The organism is Seramator thermalis (assembly GCF_004138125.1).
GTDB classification, from domain to species: Bacteria; Bacteroidota; Bacteroidia; order Bacteroidales; family Dysgonomonadaceae; genus Seramator; species Seramator thermalis.
The window spans coordinates 248,820-264,004 of record NZ_RXHS01000002.1 but is presented as its reverse complement, the minus strand read 5'-3'; the positions used below and the strand labels follow the sequence as shown (position 1 = coordinate 264,004).

Sequence of the window (15,185 nt, the reverse complement as noted above, 5' to 3'; positions counted from 1 at the left end):
AAATCAAATTAAATTGCTGTCTCTCACAGCATAGTTAATGTATCTTTTTTTCATCCATCGATATGCAAAACAATCGATAAAGGGGCCTGTCAATCGGTTCCATAAATGATATTTCGATTTGCCTGCCACACGAGGATAATGACGAACAGGAATTTGTTTCACCTTACCGTTTTGTAAAAGAATCAATGCCGGCAAAAAACGATGCATTCCTTTGAAAAGAGGCATTTTTTTTGCTGCATCGGTGTACATTACTTTCAATGGACATCCCGTATCCGAAACGCCGTCATGAGTCATCATTCTACGAAAGCCATTGGCTATTTTTGATTGTAGTTTTTTAAAAAAAGAATCTTTCCGATTTGCTCGAATACCTATTACCATATCATAGGTGTTCAAGTGGGGAAGTAGTAGATTAAAATCATCGGGATCGGTTTGTAAATCGGCATCCATATATCCTAAATAGTCGGAAAAAGTATAATCGATTCCTGCCTTGAGAGCTGCACTAAGTCCGCCATTTCGTTCCAGACTCAAATAAAAAAAATTATCATTTCTCTCGCATACCTCTTTCATCAGTTTCAAACTGTTATCGGTAGACCCATCGTTTACCAAAAGAACGCACGTGGAAAAAATAGATTTTTGTATAAATAATCGTATTTTTTTTTCTAAAACGAAGATATTTTCTTCTTCGTTGTAAACAGGTATAACGACAGTGAACCTGTAATCTCGGGTCCGATTTTCAGCTGTAGTCATCTGATTAAAAGCGGGATGAGTTATTTTTTAAAAGCTTTTTGATTTTTATACCGGCAAAATTAGTAAAAAACAAACCGAAAAACCCGATTTATAAAATAAATTTGACGACAATACTTTAAAAATCGGAAAATTGGTATCAAAACCGAACCGCTGAACTGAAAGTAACTAAAAACCGCTTTATGATTTTTTCGAAAAAAATTGGAAAAGGGAGTCGTATAAACTATTTACAAAGGCAAGCGTTTCGTTACGTGTTGAAATTCGAAATTCTTTTTCTTCATCCGATGCAGCAATAGACACGTCGGTGATCGTTTCTTCGGCCGAAAAAACCTTCGATGTCGTTTGATTATTGGTCAGTGTAACTTTCTGAAATGTTATATCGCGTATGGTAAGAATTAAACCTCCGTTCGTAACAGAGACATCGAACCGATAATTCATCATCAACTTGCGATCTTCTTCTTTGATTGATGTGGGCAAAACAAGCTCCGTTTTTGCACTAACAGTAACACTTCTTTCTTTTTCGTTGAAACGAATACCCGAAACCATTCGGTTGCCCGAGTAGTTATCTTTCGCCCATTTTGTCAAAAGAGAATATTTTTGATCAGCAGAAAGAGAATTGTCGGCCGGAATGAATTGCTGAAATATCACTCGCCCGTTCATTACAGGAACATTAGCAAAGATCGAATTAGAGGATTGTTGAGCGCTTAAATAAAACGACAACATAAGCATGATCGACACTATAAAAATATTTTTTCTCATATCGAATTTTCTAAAAATTATACCATATTATAAAATTAGACTACAAACATAACGAAAAGATTAATGGATAGAATCACGCATCGTAACAAAAATTCCCCATTAAATTTTATTTATCGTGTAAAAACTATTACTTTTGCAACTCAAAATTGAACATTGAAACATTCATAAGTATGTCGAAAAAACATAACGAAGACAAAACCGAAAAAAATTTGGAGACGATTGAAGAAAAGCTCACGTCATCCGAACAATTTTTAGAAAAAAATCAAAAGCAAATTCTTATCGGATTAGCAGCGCTTGTCGTAATCGTAGGAGCTTTTTTGGCTTACAATTATTTATACATGCAGCCTAAAAACCTAAAGGCACAAGCGGCGATTTTCAAAGGTGAACGATATTTCCAGAACGGACAGGATTCCCTCGCATTATTTGGCAATGGCAACGATTTTATAGGTTTTGAATCTGTCATAACTCAATATAAAGGAACTAAAACTGCAGACTTGGCTCACGCTTATGCCGGTATTTGCTATGCACGACTTGGAAACAACGAGAAAGCACTCGAACATCTTAAAAAATTTAAGGGAGGGGATTTACTCATAAGTCCAGCTATCGAAGGTGCCGTCGGTGACGTTTACATGAATATGGGTAATTCGGATGAAGCTATTGCTCATTATACCAAAGCGGCCGCGAAAGCGGATGATCAAATGTTAAGTCCGATTTTTTACAAGAAAATTGGCATAGTTTATTTAAATGATAAAAAGTTCGATAAAGCTATCGAAACATTCACTAAGATAAAAGACCGTTATCTAAATACGCCTGAAGGTATGGAAGCTGATAAATATATCGAAGCTGCAAAACTTCAAGCGAATAATAAAAATAACTAACCGTACAAGAAATGGCAACAGACCTCCATAATTTATCGGAATACGATTCCAGCTACATACCTCGCGGTGAAGGTAAAAAAATAGCAATTGTTGTTTCGGAATGGAATAGTAATATCACCGAGAATTTGCTTCAAGGTGCTTATGATACGCTGCTAAAATTCGGAGTAAGTTCTCAAGACATATCGATCCAGCGGGTTCCGGGCAGTTTCGAATTGACTTTCGGGGCCAAAACTTTAATCGAAAAAATTCATCCCGATGCACTCATTATGCTCGGCTGTGTTATTCAGGGCGAAACGCCCCACTTCACTTACGTTTGCCAAAGTGTTACGCAGGGAGCAACCGAATTGAATATCAAATATGATGTTCCGGTAATATTCGGATTGCTTACAACTACGACTCTCGAACAAGCCAAAGACCGTGCGGGTGGACGACATGGAAACAAAGGAGATGAAGCAGCCATAACTGCATTAAAAATGATTGCCTTAAACAATCGAGAGTTCTAATTCGTTTACATCATAATAAAAGGGCAGTTACCAGAGTGGCCAAATGGGGCTGACTGTAACTCAGCTGGCGTAGCCTTCGGTGGTTCGAATCCATCACTGCCCACTAATTTGATTTGATGATGTAACGATTTGATGATGAGATGATTTAATATACAAATCGGCACATCTGTAAATCATTAAATCAATTTTGCGGAAGTAGCTCAGTCGATAGAGCATTAGCCTTCCAAGCTGAGGGTCGCGGGTTTGAGTCCCGTCTTCCGCTCTCATTCAGGAAGCAATCCAAAAGGGGTTGCTTTTTTTTTTCGTAAAAAAAACGAAATGTTAAGCACAGCAGACACCCGACAGATTCGCGATTTTACGCAAGGGAATATATTCCGTCAGCTTCTAACGTTGGCACTTCCTTTGATGGCCATCAGTTTTATACAGATGACATATAACATGGTAGATCTCATTTGGATCGGACGGCTGGGCAGTAGGTCTGTAGCAGCCGTAGGTGCAGTTGGTATGATAATGTGGATGATGAATTCCGTTGCCCTTGTCTCCAAAGTCAGTGCTGAAGTTTCAATCGGTCAATCCATAGGAGCTCGACGATTAGATCAAGCGGCCATCTACGCCTCACATACTACCACCATTGCTATCATAATGGGATTATTTTTCGGATTGATTTTTTTCTTGTCCCCCGATTTAAGTGTTTCTTTTTTTAACTTGGACGATGATATATCTAATGAAGCAGCGCGTTATCTGAAAATTATTTCGTTTGGATTGCCTTTCGTTTTTTTAATATTAAATTTCTCGGGTATTTACGTCGGTTCGGGGCTCAGTACGCTTCCCATGTATTTCAATATTGCCGGATTGGGATTGAATATATTACTTGATCCTCTTCTTATTTTCGGAGTTGGACCTTTTCCCAAAATGGGGACTTCTGGAGCAGCTTTAGCTACCTGCATTTCACAAGGATTGGTATTTTCGCTCTTTGTCTTCCACCTCAGAAGAAAAAACGGATTATTAGGAAACTTTCCATTTTTTATCAGATTACATCGTCGATATACACTGAATATATTGAAACTCGGCCTTCCCGTTGCTGCTATGAATATCTATTTCTCATTTATCAACATGAATTTGGCTCGGATTGCATCAATCTACGGAGGCTATTTGGGAGTAACAAGTCAAACTACCGGAGGTCAAATCGAGGGAATAACATGGAATACATCACAGGGATTTTCTACTGCATTGGGAAGTTTCGTCGCTCAAAATTATGCAGCCGGCCAAAATAAACGAATGAATATTGCTTATAAACACACGCTGCAAATGATGGGTACACTCGGGTTGATAGTCACCTTGTCATTCATGTTTTTCGGGAGCGAGATTTTTTCGGTTTTTATACCCGAAAAGGCAGCTTATGAGGCCGGAGGAGAATACTTGTTTATTATAGGTATCTCTCAACTCTTCATGATGCTCGAAATCACGACTCAGGGGATGTTCAACGGGCTCGGAAGGACTAATCCTCCAGCAATTATTAGCATATCATTCAATACGTTGCGCATTCCGTTAGCCATTTTTTTAGCCACACGAATGGGAGTTTCCGGGGTATGGTGGGCTATCTCTCTGACATCCATTTTCAAAGGTGTGATTTCGGCAACCTGGTATTATTTCACAATGCGACGAATCCGACTAAATCAGAATCAATAATGATTTGATGTCAATCGAGAAAGCATTTTTTCACTTAATATCTAGGCAAAAATAGTCCTATATCGCTCACGGGCAGATTAAATTGATTGGCCACATAAGAATTAGTCATTTTCCCATTATACATATAGAAGCCTGAAGCAAACCCACGATCAAATCGGGCAAACAGATCCACTCCTCCCAAATCGGCCATCACCGAAAATAAGGAAGAAAAAATATTACTCAACGCGATCGAGGCAGTTCGTGCCACGCGCGAACTAAGACTCGTTTCACAAAAATGAAGAACACCGAATTTTTCGAAAATCACGGGATAACCGGGCAAACAAGCTTCAGCAGTGGTTTCGAAACAACCGCCCTGCGCCATACGCAAGTCGATGATCAGTGCACCAGTTTTCATTTCGCGTATCAAATCAGAAGAGATACGGTAAAAATGCGTTTTGTTTACATATTGAAATGCACCTATCACAACATCCGCCGAACGAAACGTGTTTCGTAATACATTCGGCTGTAGTGTAGATGTAAATAAGGTTCTCCCCAAAGTATGCTGAATGGTGCGCAACTTGTTTATGTCTTCGTCAAACACTTTTACCTGAGCACCCAAGGCTAATGCTGCTCGCGCAGCTATTGTTCCTGCCACACCCGCGCCGGCTATAACTACTTCGGTGGGTGAAACACCCGGAACACCTCCCATCAATATACCCTTTCCTCCATGTGCATTACTCAACAATTCAGCGGCCAATGTGATAGAAGTAGCTCCCTCTATTTCGGAAATGGCCGTGACAAAAGGCGAAATGCCCGTGTTATCATAAATTAAATCGTAGGCTATCGCATTTATTCGCTTCTCGGACATTAATTCAAGAAGAGGCAGAGATAATCGATGCAATTGCAAAAAAGAGAAGACAACCGATCGAGGATTCATCATGTTTATTTCTTCTAATGTCGGAGGTGCTATCTTCAAAACAAGATCAGCCTGCAATGCTTCACTATGTGATTCCACTATTTCGGCCCCCGACTCGGCATAATATCGATCGGAATAATTGATCGTCTGCCCCGCTCCTTTTTCAATGAGTACCCGATGTCCGGCATCTACCAATAAAGCGGTAGTTTCGGGAGTTAAAGCTAATCGTTTTTCAACAATTTGATTTTCTTTTGGGATGCCGATGACAAGCGATGCCCTCGTTTTATCTATTGTTTGCAGCATTTCGCGAACGAAGAACGAAGTGCTCTTAAATGGTTCATACATGATTATGTAGTTAAAGTTGTTAGTTTTTCAATAACACGATCGGCCATAATCGAAACATGCTCTTTCGTAACAAGTTTGTCTGTGTTTACAATAATGTCCGACTGCAAATAAAAAGGTTCTCTTTCGGATAAATGTTGAGCGATGAAGGGCACCAATTCGTCTCTTGTTTTGCCTTTGATAATAGGTCGAATGGTTTTTGAAGCCAGCAATCGCTCGGCAAGTTCTTCAGGATCGCATTTAATATATACTGTTTTTCCGGCATGCTTCATCACCTGCATGTTATCAAAGAAACATGGCGCCCCTCCACCCGTAGCGACTACAATGTTTTCGAATTGAGCAACTTCTAATAAAGAAATTCTTTCAATTTGTCGGAATCCGGCTTCACCTTTGGACTCAAACAAATGAGGAATTGTTGTATGATATTTGTTTTGAATATAGGTGTCGAGATCGATAAATTCCAAACCAAGTTTTTTACCGATTAATCTTCCGATGGTGGTTTTTCCCACGCCCATATATCCAACGATAAAAATACGTTCCATATTTCGATTCTTGAAGAAAAATAAATTACAACAACGGAGCGAATAAACGAAATAACGATTCCAAGAAACGTTTCCATCGAGGTCGCTTCATCCATTCCTTCATCGATAGCTGCACACACTCACGCTGATCTTCGATGAATATTTCCCGCGCTTCACTACCGGTATCGCAACTATATACAAAAGCCTCGACTTCGAAATTCTGTTCAAAACTTCTTACATCGAAATTGGCAGAACCAATAAGTGTGAGCGAATCATCGAATAACATCATTTTCGAATGCAAGAATCCCTTCTTGTAGAAATAGACTTTGATACCTGACTCTAACATTTGCTTGACATAAGAATACGATGTCATTTGCACTAAAAACATATCCGATCGTTCGGACATCATAAGCCTTACATCGACACCACGTGTTGCAGCAATCTTCAACGCTTCGATCATCATCTCTGTAGGCAGAAAATAAGGAGTTTGGATGAAAATCGATTTGCGGGCATCGTAAATGGCTTGCAGAATAGCGGCAGGGATTTCTTTCACTGTACGCATCGGACCGCTGCTCACAATTTGCATCGTCTTGTTTCCGAAATCATCGAGCATTGGAAAATATTTTCTCGAAGTGATAAGCGTTTGAGAAACAAAATACCAATCGAGAAGAAAAACAGATTGCAATCCTTGCACTCCCTTACCCTCGATACGTGCATGTGTATCGCGCCACAATCCCCATTCAAAACCGTTTATATATCGGTCCGCCACATTCATTCCACCCGTGTAGCCGATTTGGCCGTCAATTATGACTATCTTGCGGTGGTTTCGGTAATTGATATGTGAAGTTAGTCTTGGAAAAGTCAACTTTAAAAACGGTTCGGTTTCGATGCCTGCCATCCGAAAATGTTCGTAATATTTTTTATCAGATTTTCTCGAACCAAAACTATCATAAATTATTCGAATCTCCAGGCCTTCCTTTGCTTTACAGATAAGAGCGTCCTGCAGGCGTTTTCCGATTTCATCGTCCGAAAGCACATAGTATTCCACGTGAATGTGTTTTTTTGCATGCGCTATGTCTTCAAATAAATGCTCAAATTTTTCTTTTCCGGAAGTAAAAATCTTCACCTCGTTGCCTGAAAGCAGAGGATTGTAATCCATGTTTCGGATGAGGTTGACAAGATCGGAATGTTCATCCGGAACAGTAACTTCAACGGGGGGGTGCATCTCGTCGAGGGGTCGTTTTTTCAACTTACTGTACATTCGTTTCGAAATGATACGCCTCTTGGTGAAATCTTGACCAAAAATAACATACCAAACTATTCCTACAACAGGCAAGAACACAACAGCCATAATCCATGCTACCGATTTTATAGGATTACGGTTTTCGGAAATTAAAACCACAACTACTCCGGCGACCGTTAAGAAATAAACGATCTGAATAATCTGTATAATTGTACTGCTAACGTATATCATTTCAGTCAAGTTCGGTATTTTCCTTCATTCACATCTTCCAGAATATTTAGATAAGATTGATAGCGACTTTCGCTAATAAAATGATTTTCGACGGCGTTCAATACGGCACAATCCGGTTCGTTGAGATGAAGACAATTATAAAACCGACACTGTTGAGCAAATCTGAATATTTCGGGAAAATAATGCGACACTTCTTGTGTAGTCATGTCAACCGTTCCAAAACCTTTGATTCCCGGAGTGTCGATCAGAAAACCACCTCCGTCTATCTCAATCATCTCCGAGAATGTGGTTGTGTGAGTTCCTTTGTGATGATAATCGGAAATTTTCCCCACTTTCTGTAGCGGCTTGTTTATCAATGAATTTACAAGACTCGATTTTCCAACACCCGAATGTCCTGCCAACAAAGTAATTTTTCCTCTCGTTAATTTTCGCAAATCGCTCAATCCTTCACCCGTAATCGCCGAGACACAAATAGACGAATAACCTATAACGGAATAAAGATGAACCAGTCCTTCAAGATATTCCAAATCATCTTCATCACATAAATCTACTTTGTTGAAAACAAGTAATACGGGGACACGGTAAGCTTCGGCAGTAACCAGAAATCGATCGATGAAGATTGTTGTAGTCTCGGGATCTCTTACCGTGATACACAAAGCAGCCTGATCGATATTCGCAGCAAGAATATGCGAATGCTTTGACAAGTTTGAGGCTCGTCGGATGATATAATTCTTGCGATCTTCTATTTCTGTAATAAATGCGGTTTCATCCGAATTCTTTTCGAAAATCACACGATCTCCAACAACTATCGGACTTGTGCTGCGAATACCTTTCAGACGAAAATTCCCTTTAGCCCTGCATATAACGTCTTGGCCATCGTCACTACGCACCAGATAGGTATTACCCGTGTTTTTGATCACAATACCTTTCATGGCGTTCATGTTTGTAAAGTGTCAACGGCAATGGCCGGACAGTAAGTAAAGTGTAACTCGATTTTTTTACTCAAGCAGAATCATTTAAACGGTAAGTATTTCTTTCTCTTTAGCAGCAAACATATCATCCACTCTCTTGATGTATTTGTCGTGAAGTTTTTGAAGATCGGCTTCTGCATCTTTTCCAACGTCTTCGGGAAGTCCTTCCTTCACAGCTTTTTTTACCTCATCAATCGCTTCACGTCGAGCGTTACGGATGCTTATCTTTGTTTCTTCGGCTTCCTGTTTGGTTTGTTTCACTAATTGCCTGCGTCGCTCTTCGGTAAGAGGAGGTATTCCAAGTCGAATAACTTCGCCATTGTTTTCGGGCGTTATACCGACATCCGAATCCATAATCGCTTTCTCCACAGTCCGCAGCATAGATTTCTCCCAAGGCTGCACCAAAATTGTTTTGGCATCAGGCGTAGTGATGGTAGCGACGTTAGAAAGAGGAACATTACTGCCGTAATATTCCACACGAACACCATCCAGAATGTGAGGATTTGCTCTTCCTGCACGAATCCTGGATAAAGTCTCCTCGAGAAATTCAATCGCCATTTGCATTTTTTCTTCAGCGTCCTTTTTGATGTCAGAAACTTCCATATGCTTCTATTTTAAATGTTTTACCGCAAAAATAGTGAAAATATTTTAAACAATACCACCAAACTCACACATAAACAACCGTACCGATGGGTTCTCCATCGATTACTTTCTTCAGATTCCCATAAGTGTCCATATCAAACACAACAACCGGCAGATTGTTGTCCTTACACAATGTTGTAGCAGTCAGATCCATCACTTTCAATCCACGAGCATACACCTCGTCAAACGAGATTCTGTCGAATTTGAAGGCCGAAGGTTCTTTTTCCGGATCAGCCGTATAAACACCGTCCACACGCGTTCCCTTAAACATGGCATCGGCTTCTATTTCAATTCCACGCAACGCCGAAGCAGTGTCAGTTGTAAAAATAGGATTGCCCGTTCCGCCGGCAAGAATAGCAATTTCGCCATTTTGCATAGCTTCGATTGCTTTCCATTTAGTATAAAGTTCGCCTACAGGTTCCATGCGAATTGATGTAAACACTCTGTTATTCTGTCCGATGGAAGTAAGAGCCGAACTCAACGCCAGACTATTGATGACCGTTGCTAGCATTCCCATCTGATCGCCTTTTATGCGATCAAATCCTTTTTTAGAACCACTAAGGCCTCTAAAAATATTTCCGCCACCGATCACAACCCCGATTTCGACACCCGACTGTGCGACTTCTTTCAACTGTCGAGCATATTCTTCGAGTTGTTTCTCGTCAATTCCCTGTTCTTTATCTCCTGCCAACGATTCTCCGCTTAGTTTAAGAAGTATTCTGCTATATTTTTTCATTTTTCGATTCGATACTAAAAATTTTTCAAATTCACTCATCCAAGAATTTCACCTCTTTAAATGCATAGACGCGCTCTTCATCCGTTTCGAAAGTTCTGAGCACGAGATGACCGGATGGAAGGATACGATCGATTTTCGCCTTAAATTGGCCGTTGGCATCTTCAAACAAATGATATCCGTTGACACGATATAGATCGAGCATATATTCATCATCGATAATCTGCTGCTCTCCGCGCTGCAATTCGCGATATAAAAGAAAAAACTCTCGCATAAATATGTTGAGAACATACACCCGATCATATTCCGTTCCGGTAATCTGCCTCAATGATACCGGATTGGGTAATTCAGGCGGAAATTCTCGCTGATTAAGATTGATGCCTGCTCCGATAATGCTATGCTCTATTTGATTGCCCTGAATATCACTTTCGATAAGTATTCCTGCAATTTTTTTGTCTTTCCAGTAAATATCATTCGGCCATTTGATTCGTATATCATCGACAAACTGGTCGAGTGTGTTTTTGATTGCGAGAGAAGCCATTTTTGAAATAACAAACTGCTCTTTGGCCGGTACCTGTCGCGGATAAATCAAAAGGCTGAATAAGAGATTGTCTCCTTTAGACGAAATCCACGTATTGCCTGCCTGACCTCGTCCAACAGTCTGATAATCGGCCATCACGAGAGATCCTTCTTCGGGATGCTGTGATTCTACGAGCTCTTTCATATAACTGTTGGTAGAATCGACTTCGTTGAGCCGAACTGTAAGTCTGTCTTTACTTAGTTGATCCATAATATTCTAATTGCTGTTTTTTGGGTAATTTTTTCACAACTTCATCCGCTGAATGGCAGATCCAGCTTTTCACTTCTGCATCGGACATTTCACCGGTTATATAAATGCAATTCCAGTAAGTTTTGTTCATGTGATAAGCAGGCTCAACGCATCGATATTTTTCACGCAGAGCCACTGCTTTTCGGGGGTCGCATTTGAGTGTAATACATAATCTGTCGGAATCTAAGGGAATCATTGCAAACATTTTTCCCATCACTTTCATCACCAGCGTCACATCGTCGAAGGGCAAAGTAGCTTCTGCATCTTTGATTGTCAAACAAAATTCGTACAAATCTTCAATATTCATTTTCTATCCGATCAGAGTAAACAAGTTGAAATTACAGAAAAGGAAGAAACGCATCCTCGATGTGCTCTATTTCGAATTTTCCATGATTCCAAACTACACCAACAATATCGAACCGTGCAGGTTTGTCAATGACATGCTCAATCAGATAATGATCGGCAGCCTCTACCATACGTCTCTGTCTCGCAGTGCCCACAAAATCTTCGGGATTGCCCCACTGCACGGAAGTACGTGTTTTCACCTCCATAAACACGATAAATGCCTCATTTTCGGCAACAATATCTATTTCGTATCCGTGAAACGTCCAGTTACGATCAACAATATTATATCCTTTTTCTATCATCAGTCGTGCGGCAGCTTCTTCACCCATTTTGCCAAGATCATTATGTTGCGCCATACGAAATATTTTAATTTATGCGTAAAAATACAAATTTAAGTCTAATGCACTTCGTTTTCGTTAAAATATTTTGTTTTTTTGTATTGGCAAACAGCAAATAATGCCTCATCAATAAATTAAATTATGATAAATGAACAAGTCAGCACATTTCAAATCATCATCGAAACAAAAGCTCCGCACAAAAAAAGCGGAGTTCATGCTAACCGAAGACGAATATCAACTGATCGATTTCTATTTGCGAAAATATAAAATCACCAATCGTTCGCGTTGGTTCCGAGAAACGGTTTTAAATTATATTTTCAAAAATATGGATCAGGATTATCCGACTCTTTTCAGTGAAAACGAGATGAGGAGGTGAAAGAAATTATGATTATGATTGTCAAGAGAGAAATCGATGCTGACGAGAGAAAAATTTACACTGTCATGTCCGGAAATGATTCTGTCAAAATCGCAAAGGACACTGATGAGTAAGAAATCTGAACACAGTTAATTTTCTCAAATTTACGAAACTGAATAATACAAACATCACTTCTCACAATGATATTGGATGACGAATATTTTATGAGACAAGCCCTCGCCGAAGCTAAACTTGCATTCAGCGAAGACGAAATACCTGTAGGTGCGGTCATTGTGAATAAAAACCGCATTATTGCGCGTGCACACAATCTCACCGAAACGCTTAACGATGTAACGGCTCATGCCGAAATGCAAGCCATCACTGCAGCCACTTCAGTGTTGGGTGGAAAATATCTTACCGACTGCACGTTGTATGTTACAGTCGAGCCTTGTCCGATGTGTGCCGGAGCCCTGCGATGGGCACAAATCTCAAAAATAGTGTTCGGCGCCTCGGACGAGAAACGCGGCTATCACACCGTTTCCCCAAGAATACTTCATCCCCGCACCAAAGTAGTTTCAGGCATTTTGGCCGACGAATGTGCTTCGCTCATGCAGTTATTTTTCGAACAAAAAAGATGAACGGACAAAAGTCTCAACTTTTGCCCGTCAGAGAATATGAAGTTATTGAAATAAAACCAATATTATATTTTCAGGAAAATTTTCTTTTTATACAAAAAGTAGAGGAACAACCATCCGATTGTGACGTATCCCACAGCATGAACAAATGGCTCCCACATGGATGGGACAAGATTGCCTATTCCGGCGAAGAAAAATTCGGTAGCGTTGTTCCACCCGATAATACGATTGGCCAAGTAAATGGTAAGTGGATTCATGCCGATCACAACGAAAAAAGTTGTCCATTTCTGATATTTCCATACATCAATAATCAGATAAAATATAGCCAGGAGCAACATACTCAAACCACCAACCCAACAAACGAATGAACTCGACCACAAATTTTTGTTAATGGGAAAAACCAAATTCCACACCTGTCCCACAATCATCAGCACAATGGCCGCTATCGTCAGATACATTACTTTCTTTATCGGTTTTACCGAACTCATCAAAAATTCACCGGTAAGCATCCCCAAGAGTCCTGTTGCCACAGCAGAAATAGTAGGCAAAATTCCTTCGTTGTCTCCGAACTCATAGCAACAAAAACGACCCGGAAGAAGCATTCGGTCAATATAGCTCGAAATATTTCCCTTCATGGAATAGTGATCCGGATCCCCAAAATCGGGCGCTTTGAAAATCACAAAAATCAACCAGTAAAAAATCAATATGCAGATCATCCAAATCGCACGAGTTCGTTGACTCTTCGTATTCATAAAAATGAGTGCTGCAAACATCCATGCCAGTCCTATTCGCCCCAACACACTCGCGTAGCGAAGATTGGCAAAATCGAAGCTTAGTCCGTTGTTGTAGAGGATGCCTATGAGCACCAACAGCAATCCGCGTAGAAAAACATGACGCGTCAGTGCTTGCCTTCCACCCTGCGCGGCCAATCGCTTTCTAGCAGAAAAAGGGAAAGAAACTCCGGCAATAAACAGGAAGAGAGGGAAAATCATATCGTAGGCATGAAAGCCATGCCATTCCACGTGTGTCATTTGGTTGGCCCACCATTCGAGGGCAGGAATACCGGTTAATGTGCCAAGCAGAATGAACACTTCTTCTGCACCCATAATCCAAAACATATCAAACCCGCGAAGGGCATCCAGCGATCTTAATCGTTCGTTTTGAGGTTGTTTTTCAGATTGTTGATTCATGTTTTTTTATTGTTTTTAAGTATTTGCCGTTTTTATGAAACTAACGCCAACGCAACTTCTCTTCTCTCAAAAGATCAATTCATCCATTTTTTCACACATCAGTAAGTCTGCAAATATACGTGAATTGTTTCGAAAAACGGAAAATTTCTGTAATTCCATAACCTTTAAATTCATCTTTGTAAATCGAAAATTCAGTCATTAGCGGCAAACACTCGTATTTTCACAAAAACCACGACATTTTTTAATCTTTCTTAAAAGCATCTTTCTTTTTTTCAGTGCAGGTTTGATTATTTGGAACTATTTGTATCTTTGCTACCTGTGTATTGTAACAAAACATTATTTTCACAAACCATTTTCAACAATTTGTAAAACCATGGCTACAACAACTGCAAAACTCTATTCATTCAACTTAAGCAACGCAAAAACCTATCTTCTTGCTTCGTTGTTTGTCGTCGGAAATTTAGTTTTCCCACAATTAGCGCATCTGGTACCCAATGGCGGCTTTATTCTGCTTCCAATCTACTTTTTCACACTTATTGCTGCCTACAAGTACGGGATTCACGTCGGAATGTTGACAGCGATTCTTTCGCCTATAGCTAACAATTTGATTTTCGGAATGCCACCTTCAGCCGTTTTGCCCATCATCATCATTAAGTCGATTATCTTGGCTATAGCTGCCGGATTGTTAGCCAAACATTTCCGCCAGGTATCATTATTGGGAATTTTTCTTGCTATTTTGTCTTATCAAATCGTCGGTATCGGAATCGAATGGATAATGAACGGTAATCTTTCGGTTGCATTACAGGACATTCGCATCGGATTTCCCGGATTACTGATACAACTTTTTGGAGGATACCTGCTGCTGAAATCGATGCAAAAGATTTAGTCGGATAACACGTTACTGCTAAATCTGAGATGAGCGGAGGAAAATCATTCGATGAAGTCATGCAACGGTTTCGTGAAATAGAATTTCACGAAACGTTTGATATGATTGTTGCCATTGCCAACGGCGGCATTATCCCTGCTGCATTGCTCAATCAGCGGCTGAACATCGACATTCAACTTCTGAAAATAAATTTGCGCGATGTTCAACAAAAACCGCGTTACGACCGTCCAAAACTCATTTCGCCCATAGATTTCACGTTTAAGGACAAAACTATTCTTTTGGTGGAAGATCGTGTGAAAACAGGAGCCACACTGAATTATGCGATAAACCTATTGAAAGATGAAGCTAAGCTCATAAAAACTTTCGCCGTGAACGGTAAAGCCGATTATTACCTCTATAACGAAGATTGTTTCAGATTTCCATGGATTCTGTGATGATAAAGACGGTCCCGTTTTT

General features: G+C 40.1%; 19 protein-coding genes and 2 tRNA genes. 9 read left to right on the top strand and 12 right to left on the bottom strand.

The features are described 5' to 3' along the window. Window positions 1-3: 3 nt before the first annotated feature. Together EJN84_RS03295 and EJN84_RS03290 are read right to left on the bottom strand one after the other, a co-directional pair. Window positions 4-747, bottom strand: coding sequence for a glycosyltransferase family 2 protein (locus EJN84_RS03295; RefSeq protein ID WP_129594094.1), 744 nt, complete (start codon window positions 745-747; stop codon window positions 4-6). Window positions 748-924: 177 nt separating this feature from the next. Then, window positions 925-1,503, bottom strand: a complete 579-nt coding sequence (locus EJN84_RS03290; RefSeq protein ID WP_129594093.1) for a DUF4468 domain-containing protein — start codon at window positions 1,501-1,503, stop codon at window positions 925-927. A gap of 209 nt (window positions 1,504-1,712) precedes the next feature. Here EJN84_RS03290 and EJN84_RS03285 point away from each other — a divergent pair, with 209 nt between their 5' ends. From EJN84_RS03285 to EJN84_RS03265, 5 genes are all read left to right on the top strand, one after another. Next, a complete protein-coding gene (locus EJN84_RS03285) occupies window positions 1,713-2,381 on the top strand; it encodes a tetratricopeptide repeat protein (RefSeq protein ID WP_238943910.1) in 669 nt (222 codons plus the stop codon). An 11-nt stretch (window positions 2,382-2,392) separates the two neighbouring features. Continuing rightward, window positions 2,393-2,884, top strand: a complete 492-nt coding sequence (ribH, locus tag EJN84_RS03280; protein ID WP_129594091.1) for a 6,7-dimethyl-8-ribityllumazine synthase — start codon at window positions 2,393-2,395, stop codon at window positions 2,882-2,884. 21 nt (window positions 2,885-2,905) lie between these two features. Beyond that, window positions 2,906-2,987: transfer RNA gene (locus EJN84_RS03275), tRNA-Tyr, on the top strand. 86 nt (window positions 2,988-3,073) lie between these two features. Next, window positions 3,074-3,146 (top strand) — tRNA-Gly (locus tag EJN84_RS03270). 56 nt (window positions 3,147-3,202) lie between these two features. After that, the gene (locus tag EJN84_RS03265) at window positions 3,203-4,573 is read left to right on the top strand and encodes an MATE family efflux transporter (RefSeq protein ID WP_129594090.1); all 1,371 of its coding nucleotides are present in this window, start codon (window positions 3,203-3,205) and stop codon (window positions 4,571-4,573) included. A 34-nt stretch (window positions 4,574-4,607) separates the two neighbouring features. Here the strand turns inward: EJN84_RS03265 and EJN84_RS03260 are convergent, their stop codons facing one another. The 9 genes from EJN84_RS03260 to EJN84_RS03220 all read right to left on the bottom strand — a co-directional run bounded on the left by EJN84_RS03260 (window position 4,608) and on the right by EJN84_RS03220 (window position 11,681). Beyond that, the gene (locus EJN84_RS03260) at window positions 4,608-5,813 is read right to left on the bottom strand and encodes an alanine dehydrogenase (RefSeq protein ID WP_129594089.1); all 1,206 of its coding nucleotides are present in this window, start codon (window positions 5,811-5,813) and stop codon (window positions 4,608-4,610) included. Window positions 5,814-5,815: 2 nt separating this feature from the next. Then, the gene (locus EJN84_RS03255; RefSeq protein ID WP_129594088.1) at window positions 5,816-6,352 is read right to left on the bottom strand and encodes a shikimate kinase; all 537 of its coding nucleotides are present in this window, start codon (window positions 6,350-6,352) and stop codon (window positions 5,816-5,818) included. A 25-nt stretch (window positions 6,353-6,377) separates the two neighbouring features. Then, window positions 6,378-7,805, bottom strand: a complete 1,428-nt coding sequence (gene cls, locus EJN84_RS03250; protein WP_129594087.1) for a cardiolipin synthase — start codon at window positions 7,803-7,805, stop codon at window positions 6,378-6,380. Window positions 7,806-7,810: 5 nt separating this feature from the next. Next, window positions 7,811-8,737 carry a ribosome small subunit-dependent GTPase A gene (rsgA, locus tag EJN84_RS03245; protein ID WP_129594184.1) on the bottom strand — a complete coding sequence of 309 codons (927 nt, stop codon included), beginning with the start codon at window positions 8,735-8,737 and terminating at the stop codon, window positions 7,811-7,813. Between the two features lie 84 nt (window positions 8,738-8,821). After that, the gene (gene frr, locus EJN84_RS03240) at window positions 8,822-9,379 is read right to left on the bottom strand and encodes a ribosome recycling factor (RefSeq protein ID WP_129594086.1); all 558 of its coding nucleotides are present in this window, start codon (window positions 9,377-9,379) and stop codon (window positions 8,822-8,824) included. A gap of 64 nt (window positions 9,380-9,443) precedes the next feature. Continuing rightward, the gene (gene pyrH / locus EJN84_RS03235) at window positions 9,444-10,154 is read right to left on the bottom strand and encodes a UMP kinase (protein WP_129594085.1); all 711 of its coding nucleotides are present in this window, start codon (window positions 10,152-10,154) and stop codon (window positions 9,444-9,446) included. A 31-nt stretch (window positions 10,155-10,185) separates the two neighbouring features. Then, window positions 10,186-10,941 (bottom strand): biotin--[acetyl-CoA-carboxylase] ligase, encoded by a 756-nt coding sequence (locus EJN84_RS03230; protein WP_129594084.1) that lies wholly within the window; start codon window positions 10,939-10,941, stop codon window positions 10,186-10,188. After that, on the bottom strand, window positions 10,925-11,287 hold the full coding sequence (locus EJN84_RS03225; protein ID WP_129594083.1) for an MmcQ/YjbR family DNA-binding protein: 363 nt from the start codon (window positions 11,285-11,287) through the stop codon (window positions 10,925-10,927). Before EJN84_RS03225 ends, EJN84_RS03230 begins: the two co-directional genes overlap by 17 nt. A gap of 31 nt (window positions 11,288-11,318) precedes the next feature. Continuing rightward, complete coding sequence (locus EJN84_RS03220) at window positions 11,319-11,681, bottom strand: YraN family protein (RefSeq protein ID WP_129594082.1); 363 nt, start codon at window positions 11,679-11,681, stop codon at window positions 11,319-11,321. Between the two features lie 130 nt (window positions 11,682-11,811). Between EJN84_RS03220 and EJN84_RS03215 the strand changes: the two genes are divergently transcribed. Both EJN84_RS03215 and EJN84_RS03210 read left to right on the top strand, forming a co-directional pair. Further along, a complete protein-coding gene (locus tag EJN84_RS03215) occupies window positions 11,812-12,039 on the top strand; it encodes a hypothetical protein (protein WP_129594081.1) in 228 nt (75 codons plus the stop codon). A gap of 182 nt (window positions 12,040-12,221) precedes the next feature. Beyond that, window positions 12,222-12,656: a nucleoside deaminase gene (locus EJN84_RS03210; protein WP_165004057.1), complete on the top strand. Its 435-nt coding sequence runs from the start codon at window positions 12,222-12,224 to the stop codon at window positions 12,654-12,656. 62 nt (window positions 12,657-12,718) lie between these two features. Here the strand turns inward: EJN84_RS03210 and EJN84_RS03205 are convergent, their stop codons facing one another. Next, complete coding sequence (locus EJN84_RS03205) at window positions 12,719-13,843, bottom strand: acyltransferase family protein (RefSeq protein WP_129594079.1); 1,125 nt, start codon at window positions 13,841-13,843, stop codon at window positions 12,719-12,721. Between the two features lie 373 nt (window positions 13,844-14,216). On the opposite strand from EJN84_RS03205, the gene EJN84_RS03200 reads away from it, so the two are divergent. Then, window positions 14,217-14,729, top strand: coding sequence for an ECF transporter S component (locus tag EJN84_RS03200; protein ID WP_129594078.1), 513 nt, complete (start codon window positions 14,217-14,219; stop codon window positions 14,727-14,729). A gap of 29 nt (window positions 14,730-14,758) precedes the next feature. Then, window positions 14,759-15,163, top strand: a complete 405-nt coding sequence (locus EJN84_RS03195) for a phosphoribosyltransferase (protein ID WP_129594077.1) — start codon at window positions 14,759-14,761, stop codon at window positions 15,161-15,163. Window positions 15,164-15,185: the final 22 nt, after the last annotated feature.